19 protein-coding genes are annotated in these 21,652 nt (G+C 59.4%); 7 read left to right on the forward strand and 12 right to left on the reverse strand.

The features are described 5' to 3' along the window. Positions 1-1,213: alkaline phosphatase family protein (locus VGI36_19045; protein HEY2487245.1), on the forward strand; the 1,213-nt coding region annotated here is incomplete at its 5' end. Between the two features lie 27 nt (positions 1,214-1,240). Here the strand turns inward: VGI36_19045 and VGI36_19050 are convergent. From VGI36_19050 to VGI36_19065, 4 genes are all read right to left on the reverse strand, one after another. Further along, positions 1,241-1,750 carry a MarR family transcriptional regulator gene (locus tag VGI36_19050; protein ID HEY2487246.1) on the reverse strand — a complete coding sequence of 170 codons (510 nt, stop codon included), beginning with the start codon at positions 1,748-1,750 and terminating at the stop codon, positions 1,241-1,243. A gap of 213 nt (positions 1,751-1,963) precedes the next feature. Beyond that, a complete protein-coding gene (locus VGI36_19055; GenBank protein HEY2487247.1) occupies positions 1,964-3,286 on the reverse strand; it encodes a DUF1329 domain-containing protein in 1,323 nt (440 codons plus the stop codon). Between the two features lie 400 nt (positions 3,287-3,686). Beyond that, positions 3,687-4,652, reverse strand: a complete 966-nt coding sequence (locus VGI36_19060; protein HEY2487248.1) for a zinc-binding dehydrogenase — start codon at positions 4,650-4,652, stop codon at positions 3,687-3,689. A gap of 77 nt (positions 4,653-4,729) precedes the next feature. Next, a complete protein-coding gene (locus tag VGI36_19065) occupies positions 4,730-5,347 on the reverse strand; it encodes a TetR/AcrR family transcriptional regulator (protein HEY2487249.1) in 618 nt (205 codons plus the stop codon). Positions 5,348-5,747: 400 nt separating this feature from the next. Here VGI36_19065 and VGI36_19070 point away from each other — a divergent pair, with 400 nt between their 5' ends. After that, positions 5,748-6,257, forward strand: coding sequence for a pyridoxamine 5'-phosphate oxidase family protein (locus tag VGI36_19070; protein HEY2487250.1), 510 nt, complete (start codon positions 5,748-5,750; stop codon positions 6,255-6,257). A gap of 285 nt (positions 6,258-6,542) precedes the next feature. Next, positions 6,543-6,923, forward strand: coding sequence for a rhodanese-like domain-containing protein (locus VGI36_19075; GenBank protein ID HEY2487251.1), 381 nt, complete (start codon positions 6,543-6,545; stop codon positions 6,921-6,923). Positions 6,924-7,247: 324 nt separating this feature from the next. On the opposite strand, the gene VGI36_19080 is transcribed toward VGI36_19075, so the two are convergent. Both VGI36_19080 and VGI36_19085 read right to left on the reverse strand, forming a co-directional pair. Beyond that, positions 7,248-9,164, reverse strand: a complete 1,917-nt coding sequence (locus VGI36_19080; protein ID HEY2487252.1) for a hypothetical protein — start codon at positions 9,162-9,164, stop codon at positions 7,248-7,250. Positions 9,165-9,182: 18 nt separating this feature from the next. After that, entirely contained in the window at positions 9,183-9,479 is a 297-nt protein-coding gene (locus VGI36_19085; GenBank protein ID HEY2487253.1) for a hypothetical protein, read from the reverse strand. 113 nt (positions 9,480-9,592) lie between these two features. Here VGI36_19085 and VGI36_19090 point away from each other — a divergent pair, with 113 nt between their 5' ends. The 4 genes from VGI36_19090 (at position 9,593) to VGI36_19105 (ending at position 12,327) form a co-directional block, all read left to right on the forward strand. Continuing rightward, complete coding sequence (locus tag VGI36_19090; protein ID HEY2487254.1) at positions 9,593-10,402, forward strand: alpha/beta fold hydrolase; 810 nt, start codon at positions 9,593-9,595, stop codon at positions 10,400-10,402. A gap of 31 nt (positions 10,403-10,433) precedes the next feature. Further along, positions 10,434-10,817: a cupin domain-containing protein gene (locus VGI36_19095; protein ID HEY2487255.1), complete on the forward strand. Its 384-nt coding sequence runs from the start codon at positions 10,434-10,436 to the stop codon at positions 10,815-10,817. Positions 10,818-11,099: 282 nt separating this feature from the next. After that, positions 11,100-11,918 carry a penicillin-insensitive murein endopeptidase gene (mepA, locus tag VGI36_19100; protein ID HEY2487256.1) on the forward strand — a complete coding sequence of 273 codons (819 nt, stop codon included), beginning with the start codon at positions 11,100-11,102 and terminating at the stop codon, positions 11,916-11,918. A gap of 136 nt (positions 11,919-12,054) precedes the next feature. Continuing rightward, the gene (locus tag VGI36_19105) at positions 12,055-12,327 is read left to right on the forward strand and encodes a hypothetical protein (GenBank protein ID HEY2487257.1); all 273 of its coding nucleotides are present in this window, start codon (positions 12,055-12,057) and stop codon (positions 12,325-12,327) included. Positions 12,328-12,394: 67 nt separating this feature from the next. On the opposite strand, the gene VGI36_19110 is transcribed toward VGI36_19105, so the two are convergent. The 6 genes from VGI36_19110 to VGI36_19135 form a co-directional block, all read right to left on the reverse strand. Further along, positions 12,395-15,556, reverse strand: coding sequence for a CusA/CzcA family heavy metal efflux RND transporter (locus VGI36_19110; GenBank protein HEY2487258.1), 3,162 nt, complete (start codon positions 15,554-15,556; stop codon positions 12,395-12,397). A 12-nt stretch (positions 15,557-15,568) separates the two neighbouring features. Beyond that, a complete protein-coding gene (locus VGI36_19115; protein ID HEY2487259.1) occupies positions 15,569-17,029 on the reverse strand; it encodes a FixH family protein in 1,461 nt (486 codons plus the stop codon). Continuing rightward, positions 17,026-18,321, reverse strand: a complete 1,296-nt coding sequence (locus VGI36_19120) for a TolC family protein (GenBank protein ID HEY2487260.1) — start codon at positions 18,319-18,321, stop codon at positions 17,026-17,028. The genes VGI36_19115 and VGI36_19120 overlap by 4 nt, the downstream gene beginning before the upstream one ends. A 1,151-nt stretch (positions 18,322-19,472) precedes the next feature. Then, positions 19,473-19,982: a cupin domain-containing protein gene (locus VGI36_19125; protein HEY2487261.1), complete on the reverse strand. Its 510-nt coding sequence runs from the start codon at positions 19,980-19,982 to the stop codon at positions 19,473-19,475. A gap of 149 nt (positions 19,983-20,131) precedes the next feature. Beyond that, positions 20,132-20,512 carry a hypothetical protein gene (locus VGI36_19130; protein ID HEY2487262.1) on the reverse strand — a complete coding sequence of 127 codons (381 nt, stop codon included), beginning with the start codon at positions 20,510-20,512 and terminating at the stop codon, positions 20,132-20,134. Positions 20,513-20,727: 215 nt separating this feature from the next. Continuing rightward, positions 20,728-20,961, reverse strand: coding sequence for a hypothetical protein (locus tag VGI36_19135; protein ID HEY2487263.1), 234 nt, complete (start codon positions 20,959-20,961; stop codon positions 20,728-20,730). Positions 20,962-21,652 lie beyond the last annotated feature (691 nt).

Raw genomic sequence — 21,652 nt, forward strand, 5'->3', positions numbered from 1 at the left:
GATGTCACTTCCTGTGGGGAGCGAGTTTGAGCAGGGTACAACGATGAGCAAAAGCAACCTCCACTTCATAGTCGCGCGTGCAATTTTGGTTTACGCAATTTTAAGCCTCTGTTGTCGGTCGGTCGGGCTAGGCGAGGAGACTGACCCATCGACGGCTCAAGTCAGACCGCGGCATGTTTTCATTGTCGTCCTCGAGAATCAGGGTTTTGAAACAACTTTCGGCAAAAACTCACCTGCACCCTATCTTTCTCGAGAACTCGCTCCAAAGGGTGTGCTCTTAAGGCGGTACTACGGCATTGGTCACTTTAGCCTTGACAATTACATCGCGATGGTCAGTGGCCAGGGGCCGAACCCTTATACTCAGAACGACTGCTTGACCTACTACGATTTCCGCACGTTGGTGAATGAGCTCGACCGAAATGGTCAGGCGCTGGGTGCCGGGTGCGTTTATCCAGAGGCCGTTCGAACAATCGCAAACCAGCTCGACGACAAGCGCTTGACCTGGAAGGGATATATGGAAGATATGGGCGTGAGCTGTGAGCACCCAGCCCTCGGACGGTTCGATAGCCACATCTATGCGAGCAAAGAGTCACAGTACGCAACGCGACATGACCCGTTTGTCTACTTTCACTCGATAATCGATCATCCCACGTGCGTGGAACACGTTGTGCCCCTTACGCAACTTGACCACGATTTGCAGACAGTCGCGCAGACACCAAACCTTGCGTTCATCACGCCGAATTTGTGTCACGATGGCCATGATAGGGCGTCCGATATCTGCGAAGGGGGGCACCTCATATCGGCCGATCGCTTTTTACGTCCGCTGGTAAGCAAAATTCTAGCTTCAGCCGCCTACCAGCGAGACGGGATGTTGATAATTACGTTTGACGAGGCAGATATCGATATCAAGGGTGGCAAGGTTGTCGCACAACAAACGGACGCGACCTCATGCTGCAATGAACCCGTAGGCCCGAACACCGTAGCACCCGGCCAAACCGGGCCTGGGGGCGGTCGAACTGGTACATTGATAATTTCCAAGTACGTAAGGCCAGGCTGCGATGACGACCCTTACAATCACTACGCGCTCTTGCGCAGCCTCGAAGATCTCTTCGGACTCGACCACCTCGGATTCGCTGCACAGGCGGAGCTGAAGCCCTTCGGGAATGACGTGTATCGCGAGAGCCGACCCTGCCGTGATGAGGAGCGAAATTGATCTTCCGATAAACACCTGAAGTTGTCTCTACGATTCGCTTTGGGCTTCCAGGCCGCGAATCAGCAGGTCGAGAGACTTTGCGAATTCCCTCATCTGTTCAGGGCGCAACGCTCTTTCGAACAGGGCCCGATTGCTGCGCGCCAGCTCGGGATACAGCTTGCGGAGAAGCTCAATGCCCTTGGCGCTCAATCGCACCTGAACGCTACGGCGGTCGTCGCGCGAGGGCATGCGCTTGACTAGGCCGCGGGCTTCGAGTCGATCGAGGATGCCGGTGATGCCGCCCTTGGTGATCAGGGTTTTCTCGGCTATTTCCGAGCAGGTGACGCTGGAGTCCACCGCATCGGCGAGGACCGTAAGAACGTCCATCTGCGCGAGCGACAGGTGATATGCATGAATCGCCCGCTCAGGATGATTCGAGAAAAGGAAAGACGCCTTGAGCAACGCCCGCGAGAGGTCGAGGAACGGTTGATCGGCCGGCGCGGTGACTTGCGATCTCAGAGAATCTTTCTCGGCCGGGATGGACGGCTTTGAGGGCATGAGAACCTTCCGTACGATGGTCATGGAAACAATTGATTTATCTCTAAACGAAATAAAGGAACGCGCCGAGCGGGGCAACCCCGCATTTCGCGCCGGGATTCACATCGGGCGATGGCTCAGATACGCAGGGCCGGCGTGGGGATTCGGAAGGTCGGACAATCCGGTGCGCGGCGGTGAGTCCGCCGCGTGCACCGGATGGGTAAGACCAGACGATCAGTGGCTTTGTTCGAGGCGCATTGGGGTGAAAAACGTCCTGTCTACTGCGCCTGAATTAATGTACCAGCCTTCGCTGCCGCTCTGTGGTGGGGAATACAGGGTAGTAGAGAAGCCGGTAGTCAGATCTTCGTCGACCTGGGCGGTTTCAAACATCCGCTTGTACGGCCAGATCGCTACTCGGGCGTTCGGCGTGGCTCGATCGCTATAGGCATGAAAGTTTGCGATCGTCTTCCACAACTGCCCGTTGGGGCCGTATAGGTCCGAGGCGGTGATGAACCATCCTTCAGAGTCGATGTACAAAACACGTCGCGGAACGATCGTGCTCCCACCGAGGAAGGGCCGATTCTTGGCGGTGGCCTCGATCACATAAAGACGACGCATCTGCCAGTTCTCGGGACACACGGTCCGGCCGCCGTCCTGGGCGCACGGAATTGCCGGCGAGTTGGCATTCACGCTTGCCAGCATCGAACGCTCGCCCATCAATCGGTAGTTGTAGTCGGCGGGTTTTCCCGCGAATCCAAAAGCCGAGTCGGGATCGAGGGTCGACGCATACGTCGTCGCGCCGCCAGCCCCGGACTTCGAGCCGGCACTACTTATTGCTGCGACCCCGAACGAATCGGACAATTCACTGGCCGGCAGACGCCGGAGCCGCCGGCTTTCAGCGCTGTATTCCCACGCGTTGTCCTCAACGCCCGGCAGGACGGAACCTTCGCGCACTATTCCAGCGCCCCGCATCTCCGAGGGCTCGAGGATCGGGAAAGCGCCGAACCGGTAGGCGAGACCGGTCTGATAGATGTCCTTGTCAATCGGTGTCGGCTCCACCTCGGTGCGGCCGATGCTCTTGTAAAAGCCAAAGTGACCGAAGCTCATTACTTCGACTGGTTCCGATTGGCCTGGCCGATGGCTCACCGCCTCGATGCCGGGCGCGTCGAGATCATCCGTGTTAAGCGGGCGAAACTCGAAGTTCCAGATGATCTTGGTCGCGGCTTGCGGATCGTTCACATCGACGAGCGGAAACGGCTGTCCAGCCTTGTAGTTGATGAGATTTCCGCCGGGCGTGAGCACAACCTGGGGCGAGTATTGTTCGGTGGCCGCCTTGTAAGGCGGAGGCCACTCAAGATGAGAGCTCGGAACAATTTTCATGACCATGCCCTGCCGGACGAGCTGGTAATTTCCGGGGCTCACCAAATTCGCGACTTTCGCTGAATTGCTCGGGGTAATGACGTCGCCGGGCTTTACCAGGGCGTCGGCGGCTGGGGCGAGGAAAAAGACCGCGGCTAGCGCGATCATAAAAACTGTTGGCGAACGAGATGCTCTCATAACGCACACTCCTTTGCGCGGCTCTCGCCGAAATATCGGGGAAGGCCGTCGCGGGTGGGAAGTCAATTCCTGCACCATCATTAGGAGGGCTTGCGATAGTCATGCCATAAATAATTTACTTCTAAATTAAATGATTTGAGCCCACCACAGCATCACTTTTAAGAAATTTTGCGAACCTTTTCGCATTCGGCGAATTTCGCCGGAATCCGGGTGCTGAGGCGATAAACCTCGCCGGGATTGTCCTAAGATTTTTGGAGGTGCGTGCGGACGCGACCCTCAGAGCCCGCTATGAAGGGACTTCAAGCGAACTAGTCGGCCAAACAGGGCGGCCGTCAGGCAGCAAGGCATCCGCAGCGATGATGTACGCCTCTCATTTCAAAAACTCACCATGGACTAAGTTTTAGGGCGTCAGAACTGCTTTGCCGAGGAAGCGGCGCTCCATCAAGCCGGCCGCGATCTCTGCGATCCGCGTCCACGGCGCCGTTACCTCTACGGGCGGAGACAATTTGCCTTCGGCCGTTAACGCCAACAAACGTTCCAGTCCGGCAGAAGGCGTTTCGTGTTGGAACTCATTACGCAGGGCGAGGCCATATAGAGTGGTGGCGCCGGTCCGATAAAATGTTGCCGCGTCAAACGTGACCTCTGTCGCCTGGGAAACACCGAACAATACGCAGGTCCCGCCCGGCGCCAGCATCCCAAGTGCAGCGCCGAGTGACGGGCCTCCGACCGATTCCAAGATCAGATGGAAGGGGCCCATCGGCTTCGCCGCGGACAAATCCGGTCCAACCGCAACCCGTTCGGCCCCCATTTTTCTCACGAACGTTTCTTGTCGACCGTCGCGTATCGCGGCTACAACCTCCGCACCCAGATGGCGAGCAAGCTGACAAGCGAGGCTGCCGACGCCCCCACTTGCGCCATTGACCAGCACTCGTTTGCCACGAAGCTGTCCGCCCTTTCTCAGCGCGTGCCAGGCCGTTAGACCCGCGACCGGCAAAGTCGCCGCCTGCTCAAAGCTGACGCCTGGCGGAAGCGCCGCGAGCATGATGTTCGGCACCGCGCTGAACTCAGCCCAGCCGGCGCCGGAATCGAGCGCGACGACTCGGGTGGCGGCCGGCGGCGACCCGCCATCAGTCGCGGCACGCTCGATGGTGCCGGCGATGTCCCATCCGAGACGGGTGCCGTCACTCGGCGCGGCGAGGGCGTTGCGCACTTCGCCGCGATTGAGCGAGAAGGCCGCCACTCGGATCAAAGGAACGCCCGGTCCAGGCTCCGGGCGCGGGACTGTTCGCAGCACAAACTTCCCATTCGCCGAAGGATCGAGCACGACCGCGCGCATCACTGACGTTTCAGAAACATTCGCAGCCATGGCTTCTCTCCGTGTCGTTACTGGGATGGGCGTTCAAAGCGATATCCATCAACTGTTCACTGAACAGTTAACTGCGATTATTTAGCCGGAATGGATTGGCGATGCAAGCCTTCGAGCAGCGCGCTCACCATCGTAGCGACCAGGGCGCGGTTTTCAGAGATCAGGTATCCTGGGCGCGCGATCATTAGCGACACGAGACCGTGCGCGGCGGCCCACACAGCCTGCGTGACTAACGTAGCGTCGCGCTGGCGCAAACGTCCGGTTTCGATCATCCGTGCGATCTGTTCGCGGAACAGCAGGAACAGTTGCACGCCGATTCCCTGCCGCTCAAAGGCCCCTGCGAGGTCTTTGCGTCGCACGAACTTCGGCGCCGACCGCCCGACCATAAAGGTGATCAGGTACTCGTCGGGATGCTCGACGCCGAATTGCACGTAAGCCTCAATCAGACGCCGAAGAAGGTCAGGTGAATCGTCGCGCTTCGCGGCGATCTCGCGAAAACGTTCCACCAGACCGGCAAAGGTGGCGCGGCAGACCGCCTCGAGCAGTTCGTCCTTGCTCTTGAAATAAACGTACAGTCCGGTCTGGGAGAGGCCCACCCGTTCGGCGAGCTTCCGCGTGGTGAAATTCTCGTAGCCATGTTTCAGAAAGAGCCGTTTCGCGGCCGCGATTATCTCGTGGTGCCGTTCGTGGCCCATCCCTCTTGGTTTACGGGTGCGCCTGGAACGGCCCATCGCTTTTTGGAGAGCAGGCTTCAGCGTGACAGCATGCTTCATGACGTTTCAAATGAATCATTCTCCGAGCGCGAAAACCATAGCGTCGGGCGTCTGCTGCAGCCAGGATGCTGGCCTTGCTTGACTCGTGTCTGGCGATCACATAGATACTCATCGAACACTGTTCGCTGAACATATATGGGCCCGAAAGCCTTCATGCACATTCTGCTAAACGACCCGGCTTCATCACGCTTCTCCGGTCGCAAGCCTCGACCAGACTCGGAGCTCTTACGGCAAATTGCTTGGTTGCTCGTAGTCCAGAAGAAGCAGCGATCGAAACTCGGTCGATTTCTGCGGCCATCCACCAAGCCAGGAGAGTTAGATCATGAAAGGTCTAGAGGCAGCGCTCATTAGCGCCATGCTCGTGGTCGCGATCGGCCCAACAGCGCGGTGCGCCTCATCACCGATCGAGGTGAACGCATTCGCCGACGCAAGCTACATCTACATCGCGACCATCCGCAAGGACGGCAGCCAAAGCCGCGCGGTGCCGGTATGGTTCGTGACGACCCCCCAGGGTCAGATTCTCATCGATACCAACACTGACAGCTGGAAGGCGAGGCGGGTCCGCCGAGGCAGTCCGGTAATCGTCTGGATGGGGTCTCGAACAGGGCCGGCCTTTATCGGTAAGGCTGAATTCGAGACAGAGAGCTCGGTGCAGGATCAGATGATCGAGCGGATTCCGCGGAAATACCTTCTCGCCAGGCTTGGCTTGTTTGGCCCCAAGCGCGCAAACTTTGACTCGGGCAAGATCGTGACGATTCGAATTACACCCGAACGCGGTCTACCTGCTGGATTCAAATCACAACCCGGCGCTCCTGCGCCGGCCGTGCTGTGAGCGTTTACAAAACGAGAGGAGTCTACTGGTACGAACATACTTTCGCAGTCTTGCGAATACGTGAGAGTGCAAGGCCAAAGGAGACCGCAGTTCAAAATCGCGGCGGACCCTGAGTCGGAAGCGGCACAGAACGCGCTCCTCAATTAATTGGAAAGTGCTTGTGGTAGTTGTTCGTGGGGCGATGAGCTCGCAATGCGCCTTGGTTCCGGTTACAAGGTGAAGAAGCGCTTAGCCGGGCGCGAAGGTGTTCAGATGCCGCTCAAGCTCAAGCAGACCGTCAAGCAGATGCTGGCCGAGGCCAACACAGAAATCGAAACTATCAGCGCCGAGGATGCGATTAAACTTAAGGACGATCCCAGCATCGTGTTCGTTGACATCCGCGATATTCGTGAGCTCTCCCGCGACGGGCGGATCCCGAGTGCGGTGCACGCGCCGCGCGGGATGCTCGAATTCTGGGTCGATCCGGAAAGTCCCTATCACAGGGAAATCTTCGCCTCGGGCAAGAAGTTTCTCTTCTTCTGAGCGGGTGGTGGACGGTCTGCGCTGGCAGCGCAGACTCTACAGCGCATGGGCCTGGAGCCGGTCTGTCACATGGGCGGAGGATTCAACGCTTGGAAGGCGGCCGGCGGTCCGGTCGAACCCGGCAAGCCGCCCTCGTCCAGTTAGCTCTTGTCTTTCGATCCGGACGACACCGCGAGCCCTGCGCGTGCGTCTGATTGGATGCCGTACCGCGGGATGAGATAGCGCAGGCCTAGAGCCGTTTCATCCCCCCGATCGCTTGGGTCAGGAATCTCGGCGGCAGCGCCATCAGTAGCTCATCGTCGAGACACGCCACCATCGCGCCGTTCCGCGAAGCTTGGAATCAAAAGTAGAGGAACGGCGATTTTCGCCAGTGTCACTCCGGATCGCTCAGTACGCTTCAGACCCCGGCGCCGCAGCGGTTTTCTGAATTCCGGCCAGGCTCATCGAGGATACCGAGTGATACTCACCCTAATCCGGCGCGATATGCAGCGGGGTGCGTCCTTTTAGCTCGACGGACAAATCCGCCGCTCCTGAACTGTCCGCGACAAACCGATGCTCCGAGCCGTTGTGAATCGCGTAGCTCGCGCCTGGGCGCAGACGCTCGATACGAATCTGCCGCGTACCGGCCAAGGTTCCGGGATAGAGCACGAGTTCGAGATCGTCGCCGTTGCTGAACGCACGACCTACCAGCACCTCCGGATATTTCAGGCCAGTGAGAATCGGGCCGCGCAGGGAAGATTCCGGTGGTCCCTCGATCACGGCCTTGCGGAAATCGTCGCGGCGATGCAGGCGAGCCTTCACCGCGATAATGTTCGACAGGTTTGATCCCTTCGAATAACGGAACACTCCCCCTTCATCGGTACGCCCGCAATCCTGGTCGAGAGCGCGCTGCGCGGCATCGGCGGTTTCGTAGTCGCCGAACTCGCGCGCGGAATCCATTATGCTCGCGTACGCGCCCGCGAACCCGGGACGGTAGTTGCCGAAATCGAAGCCGCGCCCTGGCAGCATGATACGTTTGTGTCCTTCTGCATCCGGCTTGACTATGAACTTGAGCTCGTTGCGCGCGACAGCCCACATCCGCTGGGCCCGCTCCGGCGCGAAGCAGTTCTCGAAAATCGCGAATCCCGCCTCGCCCGCGGGAAACGGAAACCGAATCCCGGTCAGCTCCGAGCGCAAGCCGATGACGCTGCCGCTGTAATCGGTGAACTCAGTCTCCAGGCTTTTCACCCACTTATCGAGGGCGGATGCGACATACTTGGTTCCGAACAGGCGATCGTACACCGCCATCGAAGTCATCCCGAAGTGATTGCAGATCGGATAAACCCAGTTGGGCTCGCACGGGAACAGGCAGAACGGCGCGCCCAGGAAGTTACGCAGCACGGAATGCTCGAGGCTGTGGATGTCGTGCGGGAACGCGCGATGGCGGTTCAGCCGAAACGTCAGGCTGCCGGGCTCGGCGTAGCGGCGGTCGCCACTGTTCAGCAAGTACATGCCAACCTGCAGCCCGAACCATCCTGTGAGCATGATGTTGTCCTTGTCGGCGGGATCGGGATTGCTGAGATTCAGATGCCCCCACGCCGACTCATAGATCCAGTAGCTCCAGATTTTCTTCTGAAGATAGAGATCGATCAGATTGCGCTGCGCCTGGGTGAGATAGCCATGGAAGTTCGGCGCGTAGTGACACTGGAGCGAGGCGAGCGTGTAGCCGATGTTGTTGATCTGGTAACGCCATGCCGAGGTCTGGAATTGATCAACCTTGTCGTAGCCGTTCATCTCGCCGACCGGTTGCAGCGCGCGATCGAAGAGGTACCGCGCGGCAGCGAGATCTTCTGCGGAAAGCTCGCGTTCGTTCCGAGAGGGAACAGGAGCGGCGACTTCGATCGCTTCCGCGATCGCCCCTGGCAGCGCCTTCTTACGCATCTCGAAGCGCTGCAGCTCAGCCTGCTTGCGGGCGCCGGCCCGCTGATATGCGTAGATCGCCATCGCCGCTACGATGGCGGGAACCAAAAACAGCGCGGGCACCCAGATCGCATCACCGGTCATCGCACCGGCCAGTATCGCGCTGCCTAGCCATACGATGATCGGAGCTATCACCATCCCGGCGCCGAACCACGCGAACACTGATAGCGCGAAGAGCGCGAACGTTACGGGAAAGAGCAGCACGGCCCATCCGCCGGAAGCCACGAAGCCGCCGCCCGGAATCCATAGCCCGACGCCGGCCGCTTTCATTGCGGGTGGCATCCCGAAGATGGTCGGGAGCAGCCCGAGGATGCACATCGCGAGGTAGATGAGAAGTGTGCGGCGCTGACGGGCGGCGGTTATCGGCCCTTTGACCGCATCGCGGCTGATGAACTGCTGGACGACTTCATGAGCTGCAACGGCCATGGCTGTCCTCCGGGGAATCTATCGCGGGCACTGCTCGATTTGCGCGAGATTGGAATCGTGGCCGGGTCCGAAATGGGCGCGCAGACCATAGGCGCCGCCTGCTACGAGCGCAATCTCGAGTATCGCCACGACGGCTGCCCATCGAACTCCCAAACGCGGCCGCGACTTTCGCTGAGGCGCGATGCTGTTCAGACGCCATTCAGTGGCCGAGTTATTCGGTGTCGCGGAAGCGGCAATTCCGAAAAACCGCTTGATTCCGTCCAGGCCAATCAGCACCTGACCCAGAATGAAGGCCGCGAGCGCGCAACAGGGCACAGTCTCTAGCTCCTTCCAACTACGCTCATATAAACGAAGGGGAAAATCAAATCTGCGAATGGGCAACACACCGAGTTTTCTGCTATCGGATGTGACACCACGGAGGAACTCGAATGACAGGGCCCGAGAGAGTGATGGTGCCGGGGGCGCCGCGGATCGCCGTGGAACGTATCGGCGCGGGGCCGCCGGCGATTTTCCTGCACGGAATCGGGGGGAACCGCACAAACTGGCGCGATCAGCTTCCCGCATTTAGCCGGGACTTTCACGCAGTCGCGTGGGATGCGCGAGGATATGGCGACAGCGACGACTATGAAGGCCCGCTCGACTTCAGCGATTTCGCCGCCGACCTGCGGCGCGTCCTCGATCACTTCAGTGCGCAACGCGCGCATCTAATTGGGCTCTCGATGGGTGGTGTGATCGCTCTGGACTTTGTCTCACGCTACCAGGATCGCGTCGCGACACTGACCCTGTGCGACTCGTCTCCGGGTTTCGGGTATCTGCCAGAAGCGCGGCGCGCCGAGTTTATCCGGCTGCGGCAGGAACCTCTCCTGGCAGGCAAGGAACCTCGTGACATCGCGCGCGCAGTCGCGCAGTCTCTGCTGGGCAAGAATCCCCGGGCGGGCGTATATGAGCAGTTGGTTGCCAGCATGTCGGCGCTGCACAAGCAGTCTTATCTGAAAACGATCGCGGGGACGGTGAACTATTCGGGAAAATTCGACCTCGAAAAGATTGGCGCGCCAACCCACGTCGTGGTGGGAGAAAAGGACGCGCTCACCCCACCCGCCCTGTCGCGTGAGATGGCGCGGCGCATCCCGAGTTCTCGTCTCACGATCATTGAAGGTGCGGGGCACCTGAGTAATATTGAGCAGCCCGAAGCATTCAACCGCGCCGTGCTCGATTTTCTCATCGAGCATCGGAAGTGATAAATCGGAGCGGACCGCAAGGAGATCGCCCATGGCTGTCGTAAACAACGCTTCGCTGCAAGAATTCAACCTGCCGGGCCTGAACCATCGCACGCTCGCCGGCCCGGAGCACGGGATGAAAGGTCTCGAGGTTTGGGGACAGACCATCGAGGCGGGCGCGGCCACGCCGGTCCATCGTCATGCCTGCGAAGAAGCAATCGTAATTCTTGAGGGATCCGGAACCCTTACCATCGAAGGTCAGGACACGGCCTTTGGTCCGAACTCAACGCTGATAATCCCGGCCGACGTCATTCATCAGATTATCAATACCGGGAACACCAACATGGTCCTGATTGCCGCGCTGAGCACTGCGCCGGTGCAGGTCCGCCACGCCGACAACGCGGCGATGCCGCTGCCGTGGCAAGCGCGGCGGTAAGCTCAACGTCCAACCGCCAATTGTCCTTCGAACCCTGTGACCTTCGTGTTCTAGCGCGGAGGATCGCAACCGATCGATTTCGGACCGCTACGGTAGTCGCTGGCTCTCGATTGGCAGTAGTCCGGGCAAACACTGCCCTTATCTCGGAAGATAGGTTGGAGAGTCGCCGTTATGAGAAGCGTCTGTCTGTGCGGGGTGTTGATACTCTTGGCCTCTTTTGGCCCCGGAGAGGCTTCGGCGCAGGACACTGCCGCCGAGGAGGCGCAACGCCGAGCTATGGTGATGGCGAAGTTGCCGCCGGATGCGGCAAAAGGTTTGTTCGGACTCGAGAGCACGCCGGCGGCGGGGCTGCCGCAGGCGATCGGGTCCTATGACCGCGGCTGTCTAAGCGGCGCTATCGCACTGCCGGCCGACGGGCCGAACTGGCAGGTAATGCGCCCGTCGCGGAACCGGGCTTGGGGCCACCCTGTGCTGATCGGTTTTCTCGAGCGGTTGGCGCAGAAACTGCCGGGCGAGGCCGGTTGGCCCGGGCTTCTCGTCGGTGACATCGCGCAGCCGCGCGGCGGACCGATGCTGACGGGCCACGGATCGCATCAGATCGGGCTCGATGTCGATATTTGGCTGACGCCAATGCCCAATCGGCGGCTCAGTCCGGCCGAGCGGGACCGTATCTCGGCAAAAGACGTTGTCGCGGGGAATGGGAGGGATGTGGACCCGACCGCCTGGACACCGCAGCATCGTCGTCTGCTGGAGTCGGTCGCCCGAGAACCCTTGGTGGAGCGCATTTTTGTCAACCCTGCGATCAAGCGGGCGCTGTGCCGCGAGGGCGGGCCGGAGCGGGCCTGGATGACAAAGATTCGGCCGTGGTGGGGGCACAATTACCATTTCCATGTCAGGCTTTCTTGCCCGAGCGGCAACCCTCAATGTCATAAGCAAGCACCACCGCCGCCAGGCGACGGCTGCGGCAAGGAGCTCGATTGGTGGTTCACGGAAGGGGCGCTGCACCCGCCTCCGTCACTACCAGGCAAACCGCTGCGGCTTGGCAACCTGCCGCCCGCCTGTGCCGCGGTCGTCGCCGCGCCGGCAGGACAAGCGTATTAAGCTTCGGGGTGCTTCTCAAAAAAGCAGTCAGCCCCGGAGTCCTGACGATGCCGGTCAAGCGGCTTTCTGCTCACGATGCGCGACGCGATTCTCACAACCGCACTCTCACGCAACTCGCGAGTACGGCGTTCTGAGCGTGCGGCGCTCCTGGTGGCACTTTATCCGCGAGTTCATGTTCGCGGTTTCATTCGTCCTAAGCAGAAGAGTAGGAGCCAATTATTCGCAGTGTGCCACCCTCTCTTTCACGGCAGCGTCGAACAATTTCGAGCTGGCAATCGCCGTCGCTGTAGCGACGTTCGGAATCGATAGCGGTGCGGCTTTCGCCGCGGTCATCGGCCCGCTCATTGCGGTCATCGGCCCGCTCATTGAGGTTCCGGTTATGATCGACTTGGTGGTTCTGTCCTACTAGTGGGTCAAGGGCAGCATGTTCGAGGACCGCACCTCAGGTTATCCGCATCGTCCCGCACCGTCCGCGATCAAATCAGAGCTCCTCGTTCAGATGCTCCAACACGCAGCGCGCGCTCTTTCATCATGGCGAAGAACACCGGGACCAGAATCAGCACATGAATGGTCGATGTAATCATGCCACCCACGATCGGGGCCGCAATGGGCTTCATCACGTCGGAGCCGATGCCGCTCTCCCACAGAATGGGCGCTAAGCTCAGCATCACCACCGCCACTGTCATCAGTTTCGGCCGTAGACGCTGCACGGCGCCCTCGATGGTCGCCGCTTCGATGTCCGCATCGGTCACCACTCCCGCCGAGATCTTCTTGTCCAGCGCCTCGTGCAAATAAATCACCATCACCACTCCGGTCTCGACCGCGATTCCGAACAGCGCAATGTATCCGACCCACACCGCCACGCTGAAGTTGAAACCCATCAGGTATTGCAGGAGCAGGCCGCCGGTCATCGCGTACAGGCACGGGAAAATCAATACCGCGGCTTCGGTTGCCGAATGAAACAGCATATATAGGAGAACGAAGATCACGCCGAACACGATGGGCATGATGTAGGAAAGGCGCCTGCGTGCGCGCAGCTGGAACTCATACTCGCCCGACCACTTCAGAGCGTACCCCGAGGGTAATTGTAGTTTTTTGTCGAGCACCCGCTGCGCCCGCGCTACGTAACCACCATAGTCGCTGGTGGCCAAATCGATATACACATACCCAGTCAAGCGGCCATCTTCGTCGCGGATCATGGAGGGGCCGGGGCTGAGTTCGACTTTCGCGACCTCACCCAGAGGTATTTGTGCTCCGGTTGGTGTCATGATCAGCACGGCCCTGAGTGCGTCCAGGTCGTTGCGGTAGTCCTGCAGGTAGCGGACGTTGATCGGATATCGCTCACGTCCCTGCACCGTGGAAGCGATATTGTCGCCGCCTATACCGGAGCTGATCGCCATCTGGACGTCATCCACGGTGAGTCCGTAGCGTGCCGCCGACTGACGATCCACGGTGATGTTGATGTAGAAGCCCTGCGATACACGCTCGGCGAAAACCGCGCGGGTGCCCTCGACCGGAGTGAGAATTTCCTCGATCGTTGAGCCGATCCGCTGGATCTCTCCGATGTCGGGGCCCTGCACCTTGAGGCCGACCGGAGTCTTGATGCCGGTGAGTTCCATGTCGAGCCGGTTCTCAACCGGCATCGTCCAGCTGTTCGACAGGCCCGGAAACCTGAGTTGGCTGTCCATTTCAGCGATCAGATTTTCGTACGACATACCCTTGCGCCACTGCTCGCGCGGCTTGAGCATGATGGTGGTGTCATACATGTCGAGCGGTGCGTTGTCCGTTGCGCTGTTGGAGCGCCCTATCGTGCCGAACACACTCTCGACCTCCGGGAACTTGCGGATGATTCGGTCTTGTTTCTGCAGGAGATCGCTGGCTGACGTTATCGAAATTCCGGGGAGCGCCGTGGGCATAAACAGAGCGGACCCTTCATAGAGCGGGGGCATGAACTGGCTGCCGATCTTGAAGGCCAAGGGTAGCGTCACCACGAGAAAAACCATGTTGCCCGCGATCGTCGCCCATCGGTGCCGCAGGCACCACCTGATTACTGGCAGATAGAGCGCCTGAAAGAACCCCGAAACCGGATTGTCTTCTTCGGGTCTCAGGCGTCGACCGCGGATCAGCAGCACCATCAGTACCGGCACGACAGTAATCGCCAGAATCGAGGAAAACGTTATGGCCAGCGTCTTGGTGTCTGCCAGGGGGCGAAACATTCGCCCTTCCTGCGATTCCAGGAGGAAAACCGGCAGAAACGACACCACGATGATCAGCAGCGAATAGAAAAGCGGGCGTCCGACCTGCTTGGCTGCTCTCAGCAGCAAACGCTGCCGTTCGGGCTCGTCTACCTTTTCGCCAGTCATGTGCGCTTCGTGCTGCCGTTCGGAGAGGTGCCGGTAGCCGTTCTCGACCATCACGATCGAGGCGTCGACCAGCACACCTATCGCAAGCGCCAAACCGCCGAGCGACATGATGTTGGAGCTGACCTGGAAGTAGTACATCGGGATGAAGGTCGCGAGCACCGCCAGCGGGAGCGTCAAAATCGGAATCAGCGCCGAACGGATGTGGAACAGGAAGACGATGATCACGAGACTCACGATGATCGCTTCCTCAATCAGATCCCGCTTCAAGGTGTCGATTGAAGCCTGGATCAATCCCGCCCGATCGTATCCGGAAACGATTTCAACGCCTGGCGGAAGGCTTCTTTTGACTTCGGCGATTTTTGCCTTGATGCCATTGATCACGTTGAGCGCGTTCTGACCGTAGCGCATCACGACAATGCCGCCGACCGCCTCGCCTTCTCCATTCCATTCCGAGACGCCCTCGCGAAGATCGGGCCCATAGGAAACGACCCCAAGGTCGCGGATGAGTACGGGCGTGCTATTGTTAGTCGCGACCGAGATGTTCTCGATGTCATCCAGCGACTTGATGTAACCAAGGCCGCGCACCAGATAGTCGGCGCCCGTCATTTCAAGCACTCGCCCTCCAACCTCGTTGTTGCTCGCCCGAATCTTGTCGATCACCATTTGTAGGGGGACATGCAACGCAAGCAGGCGGTTGGGATCCAGCTTGACTTGATATTGCCGGACAAATCCGCCGATGGTCGCCACTTCGGCAACACCCGGTACGGTTTCGAGCGCATAGCGGACCTGCCAATCCTGCAGACTTCTCAGGTCCGCAAGATTGAGGTTGTGGCGTCGATCAATCAGCAAATATTCGTAAACCCATCCGGCTCCAGTTGCGTCCGGCCCAATGACTGGATGCACGCCGCTTGGAAGGCTGCCTTCCAGTTGCTGCATGTACTCGAGCACCCGGCTTCGCGCCCAGTAGATGTCGGTACCATCCTCGAACACCACGAAGACGTACGAATCGTTGAACATGGTCTGCGCGCGAACCGCTTTCACATGGGGCGCGGCTAGCATCGCTGTTACGATCGGATAAGTGACCTGATCCTCGATAATGTTCGGCGGCTGCCCCATCCACTCGGTGTGGATGATAACTTGAACGTCTGAGATATCTGGGAGCGCATCGAGCGGAATCTGGTTCAGGGACCAGATTCCACCGAACACCAGCGCTGCAACCGCGATAAAGACCAGAAAGCGATTTTCGTTGCACCAATCGATGGTTCTTTCGATCATCGTACCCGCTCCTCACATCGCCATCGGGCCGGACACCGAAACGTTGAACTGCTTTCCGGCGATTGCCTGACCTCCCTTGCTGGCGCTCACCGTCACCTGCCAGGTCCCGCCGCTTTGCAGATCGATGGTGCCAGTGTAAGTTCCGCTCCCCTGTTCGGTGAGATTTGACTGCGCCTTCATCGCCGCCATTCCCATGGCGGGCATCGCTGCCATGTAGAACGTGACTGAAACTTGTGCACCTGAAACAGGTTTCTCCGAGCTATCCGTGACCACTACGGTCAGTTTGTTCTTTCCTCGAGCGGTCGGATTCGGATCGCTGGTCAAAACCGCGTTTGCACTCGGACCCTGGCCCTGAGGTTGCCCTGCCGCCGAGCTCACACCGGGCGGAGGCGGCGCATATGAACCCGCCGCGGCCTGAAGCTGACTCTCGGAGTCGATGAGAAAGTTCGCCGAGCTGACGATCCGCTGCCCCGGGCTGAGGCCCTTTAGCACTACGAAGCTTCGGTTTAGGTGCGCTCCCAATTCAACCTCGACCGGGGTCAGGTAGCCGTCCCCGCGATCGACAAAAACCACGTTGTGAGTCCCGGTGCGGAACACTCCGCAGTCGGGAATCACCAGTCCCCGCCCGAAGTGGGGAGCGATCGCTATATTGACGTACATGCCGAGCTTGAGGAGCCGCTCCGGATTGTCAAAGCTGCATCGCACCCGAGCGGTGCGCGTGTTCGAATCGATCGCTGCCCAGATGAAATCTACCCGGCCCAAAAATGAACGGCCCGGATAGGCATCAACCGTCACGGCGACCGGATCACCGACTTTCACCTCGCCTAGCTGGTCCTGGAAGACGGCCGCATAGATCCAAACGCTGGAGAGCGTAGTGATCCCGTAAAGCTTAGTGTCGGGCTGCACGTACATGTTGGGCAGTGCGTTCCGCTCGAGCACGTAGCCTGTCATCGGAGAATCGATCTCGACCGCTTCACGCACCCTACCCTCTCTCTTTAGCCGCGCTATCTCTGCCCCCGGTACGCCGAATAGCCGCAGACGATCGAGCGCCGCAGAGGTCAGGGACTGCGCGCCATTCGCCACGCCATCGACCGTGCTTTGACCCAGGTGGGCACTCGCGTTTTGCGCGATCAGATATTCGTTTTCAGTGTTGACCAGGTCGGGGCTGTAAATCGTGAAGAGCGGTTCCCCTTTGCGGACCGGCTGGTAGGTCTGATTCACAAACACCTGCCGTAGCCATCCTGCAAACCGGGTCTGCACCGCTCCCTCGAGTTGCTCGTTGGCCTCGACCGTTCCGGTGGTAGCGATTTTTCCGACGAGATCCTTTTCCTCGACCGTCGCAGTCTGAAGGCCGATGAGCTGGCGGCGTTCGGGCGAAATTTCGATGGGCGCGAGATTCGTCTGTGCGTTCGCCACTTGAGACGCTGCCAGGAACGCCAGAAACAGTGCTGTGCTCTTGAATAGGTACTTCATGACCGTTCACCGATGATCTGTTTGATTCGTGCGACGGCGATTTCATGATCGGCAATCGCGCGATAGTAGCCTTCGCGCAGGTTCAGCAGGTCGGTCACCGCCGACAGCAGGGTCTGGAAGTCGACCTTGCCGGTACGATATGCCGCCGTGGCTGAACCCAGCGTAGCTTCGGCCTGCGGGATAAGTCCGTCGCGATAGAGATTGATGACGCGTTCCTGGCTGCGCGCTTCAACCGCCGCGCTGCGTAAATCGGAAACCGTGCTCAGGCGCGCCGCGCGCAGCTGGCTTTCCGCTGATTGCTTTTCCGCGGCCGCCTGTTCGACCGCAGGAGTCTGCTTGCGCCAGAAGTACAGCGGGACCTTCGCTCCGACCGTGAGCATGTAATAGTCGCGGAAGCCGGGCCCCGTCTTGTTGTACTGGTAGCCGATGCTGAAATCGGGCCAATAGTCCTGACGCGCGAGGTCGAGCGCGTCTTTGCTCCCCGCCAACATCGCGCGTGCCATCTTGAGATCGGCCGAACCCGCGTCGGCAGCATCGGTAAGCTGCGCTTCGGGGAAATTGAACGAGTTCGGCGAGACTTCGGCGATGGCGATGTCGGGGGTGTCCTGCTCGCGCCCCAGCAACGCCTTCAGCGTTGCCTCGGCCGCCTCTATATCGCTCCGGTTCATCTCGCTCTCTTTGAGAATCGAAGTGGCAGCGAGCTGCGCTTTCAGCACGTCTTGTTGCTGCGCCATCCCGGTGCGATATTGCTGCTCTGCGCTGCGCGCGATGTCCTGCAGCTCGCTACGAGTCCGCATCAGAAGGGGAGTCACCCGGGTCAGGTAGAACAGGTTGAGGGCGGACTCGCGCACCTTTTCCGTTACGCGCCTCTCGATCGACTCGACGTTCGCCCGCGCATACTCGGCGTCTTTTTCCGCATGCTGCGAGCGCAGCCGGAGCTTGCCTGGCCCCGGGATGTCCTGTGATGCGCCAAAGCCCGTGTAGTAGAAATCGCTGGTCTCGTAACCCGATGCTGGCGCGGGGCTGCCGACGGTAAATTCCTGAAGAAATATCTGCGGATCGTCGAGCGTGCCTATCTGCCGCGGAACTTTGGTCGTGCCCTGCCAATGGCTTCGCGCGCCGGCGATCTCGGGATTCGATCGCATCGCCTCGGCGACGAGCGCCTCGATAGCGATCGGCTCCGGTCCAGGGCGCGATGAAGTTGTTTCAGCTCGGACCGCAGCGGTCTGGAGCATTAGCACTAGCAGAGCACCACAAAGCATCAGACGCCGATAACGTAAGTGCAGCGTCATCTGTATCCATCCATCGTTTCGGTCGCAGCCGGTGATTTACATCGGTGCGAGCACGCGACGCGCGTGAGCGGGTCGCCCTTGAACGTCGGCGATCTCGTGACAAGCGCGAGGCCGCGGACGCAATCAGAGAATGCGATGGAACCGGATCAGATTTGCAGCGAACAGAGCCGCTCAGGTGATGGCGCCAACCCGGGCGGCGGGTGGGTCCTTTCGAATGCGACCGCTCTCAGCTCTGGCTTGGCCGAAAAGGGTGCTAGAGAACTCACCCGCGCCATCCAGGTCGGGTCAGGGGCGACTTGATGAGTTGATGCGACCTCGGCCGTGGTCTTCGCGGGATTGACGGCGCAGCATTTCACCGGATCGCGATGCTGCGATTTAGGGCACGACGTTTTGCAACAATAGGCTGCGCTCCCAGCATAGACTTGCGCGCACAAGATTCCGCCCAACGATAAAACCATCAGCACCGACAGCAGCACGATGGCCGAGCGCCTAACCATCCAGGTGACTCTATTTGACTCGATCCCGACGCGCAACCATGACCGCCGTTTTCGTAGGCCATCAGCCTAGATCACTCAATAGGTGCGAAACCCTTGTGGCAGAAGGGTTTTCTAAATTCTGGCCGACACTAGCTGCACGTACTGGCTGATACGGATTTGTACCCAGAGTCCCACGAAAGTCCCCACAGTCGAACGGGGTCGTGTCTCTCCATGTCGCGGTGTTGACGTGCAGCCTCAACCTTACATGAACTGCGTCTTCGCTCATGCGGCGTGCCACCACCGCGTCAGCCGCCTGCGCAGCTGTCGATCACGTTTCAGGTGCCACTCATTGCTCATGGCTTCGCGTCGCGTGCCGCTCCGCATAAAGCAAGACCCAGACCCGCCCTCGGGTTGAGCGAGCGTCGGTGCCGGCATTGTGCTGGGCCAGACGCCGGTCCAGATCGATTGTCCATCCGACGTAGGTTCGATAGCCGTCTCTGCTCCAACTACCGAGGACTAAACGAAGCATTCCATGGAATCAATTTCACTGTAGCGGTCGCTGTCGTTGTCGATCCGACTGAGAGACGAAATTCTGAAGTCAGAGGATCCTTTTCGGCGGATCATCGGGAATTTGCAGCACTTCTCAAGACCGCGTTTGAATCCATCGCGAAAGACCTACACAGGTTTCGCGTCAATCAGCACCGCCACCAGCAGCGCCGGCTCCTTGCCCTTGTTCACCCACGCATGGTTGGTCCCGCGCTGGATCACGACGTCGAACGGCTTTAAGTCCACTTCGGCCTTATCGAGCAGCATCGTTACCTGGCCCGAGAGCACGATTATGTAATCGACCGTGCTTGTCTTGTGCATCGCAGGATGGCGCCGGATGTCGACGCGGCAATGTGACGCTCCCATCGCCTCGAACCGGCGCGCCGCCATCTCCTCGCGCTGTGGGGCAGGGATACTCGGATCCTCGGGCTCGACCATGAAAAAGCGGAACTTGCTCCCGTTGGACGGCGGCTCGAGCTTTCGTGGACGCTTGGCAGCATCGCCCGAAGTCGAGTTGTCGGCGGGGGCGCCGTCAGTGACCCAGAATTCTGCGATCGGAGCCGGCGGCCCGTCGCTCAGGATAATCGATCTTCCCTCGGCGTCATGTCCGGTGACGATTCGGCGGAATTCCTGCGTCATGATCATGCCTCGTGATAGCGGAATATGCGATGCATCGCATGGACGCCCCGCCGCGCGCAACCACGCTCCTCGCAACGCTAGCGGAGTCCCCGGATAGACACCGCTTTGGGAACGGAATTCTGCGGCTATCGGGTCGTCAAATTCGATGACTAGAAAGCGTGGTTCAGGTCGTGACGGTGGGGCTTACCGCGGGGACAGCATGAGGCGCATACCATCGGGGTCGGTTCTTCCTCGACGATTCGGGAAACCATGCTCTCGAATTCGGTGTCCGAGTTACTAGCCTCGATCGCGCGCAACACTTCCTGTTCAAATGCGATGTGCGTCGCGAGTGAATAGAGGGGTGCCGCGTCGGGAGCGACCGTCTTGCACTTGCTGCACTTGAATAATCCCGACAATTCATCCTCTGCGAGCGGAACCACCAGCCATAGACAACCCTCCGCCTCCAGCCGCTGCAGGTGCTTAATAAACGCTTGCCTGTCTTTGAAAAGTGCTGCCTTGTCCCACATCGGCATTGAGTCCTCAATTCTCATTTCACCTTCGCTTCTCAAAACCCGATCCACCAGATGCACTCTATTTTAACGCAGCCGAAATGGCGTCGCGCACGAACTATCTCATAGTTGCAGAGCCGCAGAGTTGCCCAGCGATAGTTAGTCTTTACGCACCACGGTTTTGATCGTCACCAAGGTTCATCCCTGCGCTCGCAGCGCGAATCAAGTTTTGAGAAAGCTACGACCGGCCAGCGCTGTTACTTGTGCAAACCGACCGCTCGTCGAGATTTGGTTATTCGCTCACGCGAGGCTACCAGCGCTCGCACGTTGCCGGGACCGCGATAGCCCATCTGATCGGCAAGATATTCCGCCAGCTCGCGGTCCGAGATGTTCGGCATTTGCTTGCGCTTGTCAGCAGCAAGTTCGGCTAGCGTAGCCCGCAGGGTTTGGTCTGCCGCTCCGAGCGCCTCGTGGATTGGAGATGGAATCACTGAAAGCCCCTTCATGCAATCACCCGCGTAACTGAAATGCTATCACAATCGCCGAGTACCGCCAGCCGCTCGATTAGAAGCGAGTCCAAGCCGAATTCGATTTCGCAGATGGCGGCGAATCCGCGCCTGGTGGTTAGAGTCGCCCGCGAAGTGAGAGAGCCTTCGCGGTCGCGAACCTGCCCGATGCAATCGCATAGTGCGCGTAAGCCTCTCCCAGCCATCACTTCTCTTCACGGGTCCGCCGGTCCTCGTAAAACGACCTGCCCAATACGCCAGGGGTCAATGTTCGCCAAGCACGGGTCGCGGACCAGCGGGCCGGATCAAAAAGGTTGCACCCTTTCGCTTTCCGGCCGTCCACGGCGCATGATGATGCAATGGGAGATGCGTGCGAGCGCTGCGGCAGGCCAGGTAGGCGGTGCTCCATTCACGGCCCCGCTATCTCCGGTAAGTGGAAAACCCTAATTCTCTGCGATCAGTGTCACGGGGCTATCCGACAAATGGACGAGCGTGCTTGCAAATGGTTCCGCAGATACTGCGCTTTTCGAAATCCAGCAACTACCATTTTCAAGACCAATCACTAGAGAGCCAAAACCGGCCAGCAGCAAGGGAAGAACTGACCGGCCGACACGGACAAAGAATCGTGAAGCCACGGCCGAGCGGATTTACTTGATCCAGGCGCGGCGCCGGGTCC

This window comes from Candidatus Binataceae bacterium, assembly GCA_036495685.1.
GTDB lineage: Bacteria > Desulfobacterota > Binatia > Binatales > Binataceae > JAFAHS01.